The sequence below is a fragment of the Mesorhizobium sp. Arg314 genome, assembly GCF_053714275.1.
The window spans coordinates 26328-35153 of the sequence record NZ_JBSKBP010000046.1 but is presented as its reverse complement, the minus strand read 5'-3'; the positions used below and the strand labels follow the sequence as shown (position 1 = coordinate 35153).

General features: G+C 59.6%; 7 protein-coding genes. 5 read left to right on the top strand and 2 right to left on the bottom strand.

Annotated elements, in window-relative coordinates; all coding sequences use genetic code 11:
- Window positions 1-88: 88 nt before the first annotated feature.
- A complete protein-coding gene (locus tag ACWGS9_RS29440; RefSeq protein ID WP_454508538.1) occupies window positions 89-2362 on the top strand; it encodes a beta strand repeat-containing protein in 2274 nt (757 codons plus the stop codon).
- A gap of 44 nt (window positions 2363-2406) precedes the next feature.
- Here ACWGS9_RS29440 and ACWGS9_RS29435 read toward each other — a convergent pair whose 3' ends face one another.
- Window positions 2407-3366 carry a tyrosine-type recombinase/integrase gene (locus tag ACWGS9_RS29435; protein ID WP_454508537.1) on the bottom strand — a complete coding sequence of 320 codons (960 nt, stop codon included), beginning with the start codon at window positions 3364-3366 and terminating at the stop codon, window positions 2407-2409.
- Entirely contained in the window at window positions 3363-4253 is an 891-nt protein-coding gene (locus ACWGS9_RS29430) for an abortive infection family protein (RefSeq protein WP_454508536.1), read from the bottom strand. The genes ACWGS9_RS29435 and ACWGS9_RS29430 overlap by 4 nt, the downstream gene beginning before the upstream one ends.
- 140 nt (window positions 4254-4393) lie before the next feature.
- Here ACWGS9_RS29430 and ACWGS9_RS29425 point away from each other — a divergent pair, with 140 nt between their 5' ends.
- The 4 genes from ACWGS9_RS29425 to ACWGS9_RS29410 all read left to right on the top strand — a co-directional run bounded on the left by ACWGS9_RS29425 (window position 4394) and on the right by ACWGS9_RS29410 (window position 8812).
- On the top strand, window positions 4394-4726 hold the full coding sequence (locus tag ACWGS9_RS29425) for a hypothetical protein (protein ID WP_352584097.1): 333 nt from the start codon (window positions 4394-4396) through the stop codon (window positions 4724-4726).
- Window positions 4727-4945: 219 nt separating this feature from the next.
- Entirely contained in the window at window positions 4946-5977 is a 1032-nt protein-coding gene (locus ACWGS9_RS29420; protein ID WP_454508535.1) for a DNA-methyltransferase, read from the top strand.
- 3 nt (window positions 5978-5980) lie between these two features.
- A complete protein-coding gene (locus ACWGS9_RS29415) occupies window positions 5981-7558 on the top strand; it encodes an McrB family protein (RefSeq protein ID WP_454508534.1) in 1578 nt (525 codons plus the stop codon).
- A gap of 54 nt (window positions 7559-7612) precedes the next feature.
- Window positions 7613-8812, top strand: a complete 1200-nt coding sequence (locus tag ACWGS9_RS29410; RefSeq protein ID WP_454508533.1) for a 5-methylcytosine restriction system specificity protein McrC — start codon at window positions 7613-7615, stop codon at window positions 8810-8812.
- Window positions 8813-8826: the final 14 nt, after the last annotated feature.

Genomic DNA, 8826 nt, shown 5'->3' with positions numbered 1-8826 from the left:
GAGAGAGCTCGGCGTGCACGATCTGCGCCAATAGAACCCACTACCGTATATCCGTGTCCCAATAATGTACCGAGGCCCGCTTACAGCGGTGGGCCATGCCGCCGCCCAGACCAATACCGGCAACAACGTCACCGCCGTCGGGGGCTGGGCTGGCACGTCCAACACCTACAGCAACGTCACCCTGTTGGGCTATGCCGTTTATACGGCCGACAAGTCCAACCAGGTCGTTTTGGGAAACGCCAACGTTGTCGAAGTGAGCACAGCCGGCGTTTACGTCGGCAAAGGCGTCAGCACCACCGGTGGCATCTCCGGCACCAGCGGTTACTTCAGCAGCAATGTCGGCATCGGCACGGCAACCCCCAGCACCTCTCTCAACATCATGGGTTCATCCCCCATAATCCGTCTGAGTGACATAACCGGCCTCTATTCAAGCGTTAACGGCTCCAGCGGAAACCTCTACTACAGCAGCTACAACAGTGCCCGTAACCATTACTTTATGGCTGGCGGCACCGAGCTGATGCGCATCCTCGGCACCGGGCAAGTCGGTATCGGCACCTCAACCCCAACCACCGCTCTGGAAGTCTCCGGCACCGTCTCCGCCACCAACTTCGTCGGCAACGGGTCCGGCCTCACCGGCGTCAGCACGGTCACCGACCGCCTTACCTCCGGCACCTCTGTCGCCACTCTCAGCCCCAACGGCAACCTCTCCGTCCGTGGCCTGCTCGATATCGTCACCGGCACCAACGTGGTGGTCGTGGGCAGTAATGCAGGCCTCAGCAGCTCCGGCACCGGCGTCACGGCTTTGGGCGCCTCGGCGGCACGCCTCAATAATGGTGGCAATGTGACGGCACTCGGCTATGGCGCGGGCTACCAGAATACCGGTAGCACCGCCTCGCTGATGGGCACCTACGCCGGCTATAGCAATGCAGGCGCCAACACCGCGGCTGCGGGTGCCTACGCCGCCCAGAACAACAGCGGCACCAATGTCACAGCAATGGGTACCTATGCCGCCCAGAACAATACAGGCAACAGCATAACGGCGGCGGGGTACTTGGCGGGCCAGGCCAACACCGGCCTCTATCTCTCCGCCCTGGGCTATGCCGCAGGGCAGATTAACAGCGGGGATTATTCCACCTTGGTCGGTGGCTTTGCCGGGCAGAACAACACCCAGACCCACCTTACGGGCGTCGGCTATTTCGCCGGGAAGGACAATACGTCCGCCTACGTAACGGCGGTGGGTGAAGAAGCCGGGCAACTGAACTCCGGCTACGCCCTGGTCGCAATGGGCGTGGCCACCGGGAAGTATAATACAGGCTCTAACTCCACCGTGATCGGATCCTACGCGGGCCAATATAATACCGGCCTCAATACCGCGGCCCTGGGTTATCTCGCGGGACGGTACAACATCGGCAGCAACGTCACCGCCCTTGGCGCCTATGCCGTCTATAACAGCAGCGTTTCCAACACCTACAGCAACGTCACCGGCGTCGGCTTCAACGCCCAGCCTAACAAGTCCAATCAAGTGGTCTTGGGCGATGGAAACGTCGTCGAAGTCTCCACCGCCGGTGTGATGCTGGCCGCTGGCGTCAGCACCACCGGCCCCATCTCCGGCACCAACGGCTACTATTCCGGCAAGGTAGGTATTGGCACCACCAGCCCCAGCGGCACTTTGCACATTTATGGCACCGCCAGCAGCACCATCTTCATCACTCGCGCCGGCGCGCCTTCTTCCCAAGGCATCATCGACTACTCCGCCGGCAACATGGTCATTGGCACAAATGGCGCCGATGGCCTGCTTCTGCGCACCAACGGGCTGACCCGCTTCAACATCGATAACAGCGGCATCATCACCACCCTTGGCTCCATGGGTATCGCCATGAACGGCAAAACACCATCCACGACCCTCGATATCTCCGGCACCCTAAAACTCTCCAACAGCGGGGAAACCTGCGACACCAACCGCTCCGGCGCCATCCGCTATAGCGGCAGCACTTTCCAGGTCTGCTACGGCACCGGCGGCTGGGCCAACCTCACCGACGCCTCCGGCACCACTACCACGGCCGACCGCATCACCTCCGGCACCGCCCAGGTCATTGCTAACGGGGGGAGCGGCTATGTTTCCCTCACTATTGGGGCCTCAACATGGGGCTATCTGGGAGTAAGCCAGTCCTATTTGGGCGCCGTCAATTTCGGCGGCAAGGTGGGCATAGGGACTGCCACCCCCGCAGCAGCACTTGAAATCTCCGGCACCGTCTCCGCCAGCGCCATACAGCTAGCGGATAGCCCCGCCATCACCTGCGGCCCCGGCACCTACGGCACCACTAAATTCGTCAACGGCCGTCCGTACTACTGCCGTCCGTAGGGATGGGGCAGGGCACTCAAAGCGCAGCCGAGGGGCGCCCTAGTCTAAATCAGTATCCGCTCGACCTCGTCGAGGCTCACCTCGTCGTGACGCCGGTCATAAAGCTGAGTGGTCCTGGTCGACGCATGATTGGCCATGTGGGCCGCCTTCTCAAGCGTGCCTCCATTTTTGAGGTAGGCGGTAATGCCGGTGGCACGGAATGTGTGATTTCCGATCAGCGTGTCGATGCCGGCCGCCGCCGCCCGCCGGCGGATCATGGCAAAGGCGTCGCCTTGGGTGAGGGGGCTTTCCGATAGCTGATGGGTGCCGCGTCTGATGGTCCGGAACAGGGAGTTGCGAGGATCTTCGCGTAGGCGGCCAGCGTCCAGGTAGGCATCCAGATATTGCTCAAGGCTGTGGTGGCATGGCATCTCATGCCGTTTCCCCCCTTTCTCGTGCAGCCGAACCCACAGGCGCCGATTTTGCACGAAAAGATCGCGCACCTCCATGCCGATCGCCGCCCCGATCCGAGCGAAGGAATAGGTCATAAGGGCGATAAGCGCTCGGTCACGGAGTCCGATGATGGTGTCCACCGGAATGCTGTCGATTAGCTGGCGTGCCTCCTGGGGCGCCAGCACCGGGGTTTTACCGGTCCGGGCCGAATACTTGGGCGCGCGAACCGTGTGAGCGGGGTTGTTCGGCATTGCCTGACCAACCACCATCCAGTCAAACAGGTGGCGGATGGCGGCGAGCCGTTGTTTCACCGTCGGGATGGAGTGCGTCCGGCCGAGCTCCTCGACCCAGGCTGCAACATGCATGGGTTGAATGGCGGGGAGGGCGGTCACGCCCCGGTCGGCGCACCAGGCTAAAAAATCCACCGCGGCCCGGCCATAGGCTTTGCGGGTATTCGGATTCCGGATGTTGGCGGTGAAGAACTCCAGAAACCGCATCTGCAGTTGCGGTTCTGCGGCGCCGATAATGGCGGGCAGGGAGCCGTGAACAGGAAGGATGGAAAGCTGGTTCATGCCGGATCTCCATGTTGCGGCAAGGCCCGGTGCTCTTTCCGCTCCCACGTCTCAATGAAGAACAAGGCGATGGTGCTAGCCGCATTGATGGCAAAACGGGCGATGCGCGGGTCGATACGCTTGAAACCCCTTTCCCGGCCGTGGGCGTCGCCAGCGTGCGTGCGCAACGCGCCGATCCCCTTTGCCACTGATGTCAGGCCGGACAAGATCTGCCTGATGTCGGCCTCGATCTCGGCCGGCAGGTCGGACCGGCCCGGCGAAAGCCCAAGCGGCTCCTGGACCGCGCGAATGAGGCCGTCGATGTCCTTTTTCGGCGGGAGCGTGAGGCCCAGCTCGATCAGAATCGACCGGCATACGGCTTCAACCAAGGAACAGGCTGCGGTGACCGCGTCCTCTGGATCGTCCTCGGTATTGGGCAACGCGCGGGCAATCTCGGCCTGCACGGTGTCAAAGTCGAGCACCGAAATCTTCGCGATGAACGGCTGAACGATCATGCCCGTAGTGCCACGGGCGGTCAGATGTGCCTTGCCGCCCACAACCGTCACGGCCAGGCCGTCCGGCTCGAGGGCACGGTTCAGGTGCTCTCGGACCGCCGCCGCCTTGTCGGGCTCGTTCAGATACTCACGGGGATCGCAGACCTTCAAGATGATCCGTTCAATGCGTTCATCGCCTTCCCAATGCGAGCTCGTCTCTCGCAGGAAGTCCGACGTCGCCGGCACCCGCGATTTCATCCCGACGCGCATGTCAAGACCGCAATCCATGAAGAACCGTTCGATCTTCGGCCCGGATCGGTAGATGCCGATCGGCGGCGTCTGGTCGTTGCCGGCTCCACCAGTGATCGTGTCGACAAGGGCGGTGATGACGTACATTGAAAAGCGGTCGCTCATGCAAATTCCTATCTATGATAAAGGACATTATCATAGATAGTCGACCATCCCCAAGGACTTCCATCAATAGCACGTGGCGCGCCCTTGACGACAAGAGCACAAGGTGCGATGTTGCTGTCAGAAAGAGGAGATCACGCAAAATGGCTGGCGATCGATATGGTACATTTCGTACAGGTGAACTCGGGCGGGCGCTGGTGGCGTTGGCCGAGGACCCCGGACGCTATGCCGAATATGCCGCCCTCTCTCGCGTAGCGGTCCCTGCAGTGGCCGCGCTCTCCCACGAAATTGCTAGAGATTTCCCTCAAGTCAGAACCGATCATTTTGCCAAACAGGCTATCGGAGCGTTTGTCGGCAACATTATGCGCCAGTTCGGGCACACCATAGTGCGCCGGGGTCGCGTTCCTGGCGACGTTTTCAGCTACGGTTCCGTCTGGTCGGCTCTGCCGGCCGAGCACGAGCGCACGCCGGGTTGACGCGTTCTAACGATGCCTTGCTCATGGCCAGATACTCAGGATGGCTTCGCGCCGCAGCCGCAGACGGGGCCAGCCGAAAGCCATGGACAGAAGATTCTGGTTCGAACCGTTCCCTGTAAGTTCCCCTTTCACTTTTCCCATATTACAAGGAGCGCATCGTTTTTTGTCTGATTCGGCCACAGTGTCGGGCGGCGGCTCATGCCAGAGGGAGACAGGGCTATGGGGACGAAATCTATTACCACCGTCCGAACCGCCACGAAGAAAGTGCCAAAAGCAGAGAATTCTCCGCTTGCTCGATCTAGTTGGATTACTGCCGACCACAATGTAGCCGGGGTAATGCTGGGCGACAGCACCACCATCCTCAAGCAACTGCCAGACGAGATATTCAACGTGGCCGTTACGTCACCGCCTTACTATTGGGTGCGCGACTACGGCTACGAGGGGCAAATTGGCCACGAGAAGAGCGTCGACATGTACATCGATGCCTTGATGGCTGTGTTTGACGAGGTCAAGCGCACGCTCCATCCTGAGGGCGTTTTTTTCCTTAACATCGGCGACACCTACTATTCCGGGAACGGCCAGCCGCATGGTAGCGATCCCCGTAGCGCGTCTCGGAATTTTGCCCGGCACAAAGTACGTCCGGTCGACCAGAGCGGCTGGGATATACCAAAAAAGTCGATGATCGGTGTCCCGTGGAAAGTAGCGTTCGCGATGCAGCAACGCGGGTGGACACTACGCTCCGATATCATATGGAATCGCGTAAACGCCTTTGTTGAGCCGACTGCGCGCGACAGGCCTTATCGGCAATATGAACACGTCTTCATGTTTTCAAAACAGCGATTCTATTCGTTCGATCGGTCGAAGCTCGTCGAGGAAGACGTTTGGAACATCCCTATCGAACGTAGCCTCCGCACGCGAGAGACGGGACATAACGCTGCGTTTCCGACTGAACTGGCGCGTAGGTGCATCGAGGTTGGCAGCCCGGTCGGCGGCCATGTCCTGGACCCCTTCGCCGGCTCGGGCACAACCATTTTCACGGCGCTCGCCCATGACAGGAACGCCGTGGGCGTCGAAATGGGTGAAGATTACGTCGACTACATAGCAACGACCCTTCAAGCCGACGGTCACAAGCCGACAACCTGGGACGCGGTGCAAAAAAAGCTGAAAACGCCGTCCGCGGCGTGGAAATCCTGGGTTGGCAACAAAGAAAACTTTCGAAAGCCAGGCCGAGCGAAAACCACCGGGGGGTGATGAGTGCGCTATTTCAGTATCGACACAATCCGCGAGGCCATCGAGCGTCTTCAGAACTTCAAGGCTAACTGGCTGCTTCCGGCATTCGTGTTCGCAGCCAATGACGTGGGGACTGACGATTTCGTCGACATTTCCCAGCGCGCCGGCACCGACCATTTCCTCGACAATTATTTCCATGGCAAAAGGCTCGATATTCCGCCGTATCCCAGCGGCAACAATCTGTTGCGACCGCGATTAGCCGGTATTCCTGCTTGGGTGAGGGGCGAATTCGCCGGCGATCACATGATCCGGCAGGATACCAAGATGTGGGGCAATCTGTTCTCATCGCGCGGCTACAGGGAAATGAGACTTGAGGGCCTCATCGAAGGTGAAAAGGCTATTACAAAGCTCACCGACGCTTTCCAGGCGCGCTTCGAAGCCGAGATACCAGCAGCATTCCGATTCGAGGACTTCCTGGTTTGGCTTTATGCTTTCGAGGGCTTTCCGGACGAAATCGATGGATGGGCAGCTCTTCGCTTGCATCTACTCGGGCAACTCAAACTGGCTGAGTTCAAGGCGCCCTACCTCGGCCGTTTTGGCCTCTCAGACCCGCCTGTACCCTGGCCTGCCGTCCTTGAGCAGCGACCGACGAACGCGGACTTCTTGCAAGCGCTCGCGCCCAAGCTGGTCGCCTACCTGGCGGCCGGCGGAGACGCCCAGCAAGCGGATGACGCAACGGCGGAGCCGCTGAACGACGATGACCCTGTCTTTGCTACCATAACCGCTGCGATCCAAGCGAAAGAAAGCTTGGCGTTCCTGCTTGCTGGTCCTCCTGGGACCGGCAAAACGCGCTATGCCCGTCTGATTGCGAACAAACTGACCGGCGGCAAGGTCGAACGGGTGTTGTACCTGCAGTTCCACCCGGCGATCGGATACGACGACTTCATGGAAGGCTTCCGCCCGATGCAGGCGGAAAATGAAAAAGGCGGGATTCGCTACGACCTGGCGCCGCGCTTGTTCCTAAAGTTCGCCCAGGAGGCCGCTAAGGACAAGGAAAGCCGCTACGTGGCCGTCATCGACGAACTAAATCGCGGCGACGTAGCTCGTATCTTCGGCGAAGCGCTGACCTACCTCGAGATGGATTATCGCGACGTAGAGTTCACGTTGCCGTACTCGGGGTTGAAAGCGCTCCTTCCAGACAATTTGGTTGTCATCGCCACAGCTAATCCCTTTGACCGCTCCGTCACCGACATGGATGACGCCCTTCTTCGGCGCTTCTGGGTCATCGAACTTGAGCCTGATGAGGCCGTGCTCCGGAATCATCTGGTGAAAGAGGGGGTGCCTGAGAACGTCGTCAGCCGCACCATGCAAGTCTTCACCATCCTCAACAAGACCTTCCCAAACGGTTTCGGCCATACCAACTTCCTCCGTGTTCGTACTGTCGACGATCTCGCTGCGGTTTGGATCGGCCGGGTAAGACTTACCCTCCGGCGCTCACTGACCCACGACCTGGTGCAGTTTGAGACAACCAGCACCGAGATCGAGGGGTTGCTGAAGACCAAAGACGACCCGGAGGACGCGCCGGCGCAGGGGAACGCTTAAATCATGCCCGGAGAACCGCTCCGGATAATCGATCTCGGGGAGCGGGACCCGCGGATGTTCCCGCGTGAAGATTTGTTCGATCCCCGCGGCCGCTCGTTGCTGTTGCCAGAGACCCGCGAACTTAAAGCCGTCGAGATGCGCGAGGTGCTCGAAGGCGTCCAGCTCAGAGCTAACGGGCTCATTGGATATTTGCCGCTCACCTCCAGCATCGTACTCAATCTCACACCCAAATTCCCGATCCAGAACCTCTGGCGAATGCTGTCGGTCGCGGATACCGACTACGACACGGTGCTTCCCGTGTTGCGGTCGTATCAGGTCGCCAACGCTGTGCCGCCGCACGAGTTGCTGGCCAGGGGCTTCTGTCACTACCTATCTGCCATCCTGACCGCCGGCGTCGCACGCGGATACTATCAGGAGCCGTATCGCGGACATTTCAAACCCAAGGTGAATTTTGGGCGCACCGTCAGCGGATACCTATCACGTGGCGACGAGCTGAATGTCGCATCTGATGCCTTCGCCTTTTCGGCGGGCCTTTATCCCAACGCCTTGCTGAAGGCAGCCTGCATGGACTTTGTCAGGGTGATGCCGCGCGGCGAGAAATGGGCAGTTGACCGAAAGCTGATGGGGGACGCATTCAATGCTCTGGGATCAGTGAAACCCACCCGGATGCGCTTTGGAGAGCAGTCTTTGGCGCTAGCCTTGCCCGTGTGGCTCCGGGACCCGTATTTTGGAGCCTTGACCGTCTATGCCATGCTGTTGGGGTACAGTCGGATCGGGTTCTCTTACGCGGCTCAAGGCACCGAGCTGCCCTCTTTCCTGTTCTCTCTGGATAGCGTTTTCGAGAGCTATGTGAGGAATACGTTCCGTGAGCAGCTGCGCGAGCAAAAGATTGCCGTGCTAGACGGAAACGCCACCCAGCATCAAGGCATACTATTCCTTGATAGTAAGCGCTATCCGATCAAACCGGATCTCATTTTCAGGAAGAAGAAGATCGTTCTTGGCATAGCCGAGGTCAAATACAAGCCCGAACTAAATGAACATGACCGTTACCAGGTGATCTCCCATGCGGTCGCCATAGGCGCGCCGGTCGCGGTTTGGATCTCACCGGCACCGCAAGCCAGTAAGCCAGGCATCGAATATGTCGGGACGGTCTCGACCGGAACCAAGTTTTACCACTACCTACTCGACATTTCCGGCGATCTCGATGCCTCGAGTATGAGCATGGTGGCTGAGGTGACCAAGCTGCTGGCCTAAATCGATCGCCAATC